1 protein-coding gene is annotated in these 304 nt (G+C 39.1%); it reads right to left on the bottom strand.

All coding sequences use genetic code 11. From position 1 onward, the window contains the following. Nucleotides 1-33: 33 nt before the first annotated feature. Nucleotides 34-304: IS3 family transposase (locus tag ACT3QP_RS15160; RefSeq protein WP_444526078.1), on the bottom strand; the 271-nt coding region annotated here is incomplete at its 5' end.

Below are 304 nucleotides of genomic sequence, written 5' to 3'. Positions count from 1 at the left end.
TGAACTGACCCCCAAATGTTGGACGGTTTAAGTTTATATCAAGGACTGAGTTCTGTACTGCACAGGACTCAGTCCTTTTAGTTTCACTTGAATACGCTCATGATTGTAATAGTGCATGTACTCATGAATCTGTTGTTCTAACTCCTCAATCGTTTGAGGCTTTTCAATATAAATTGTCTCACACTTTAATGTCCCGAAGAACCCTTCCATCAGTGCGTTATCTAAGCAATTGCCTTTTCTGCTCATACTTTGCTTAATACCATGCTGTTTAAGCACCTGTCCAAACTGTCTCATTTGATAATGC

This window comes from Psychrobacter sp. AOP7-B1-24, from assembly GCF_052376215.1.
GTDB lineage: Bacteria > Pseudomonadota > Gammaproteobacteria > Pseudomonadales > Moraxellaceae > Psychrobacter.
The sequence above is the reverse complement of the archived record's forward strand: the minus strand, read 5'-3'. Positions and strand labels throughout refer to the sequence as shown.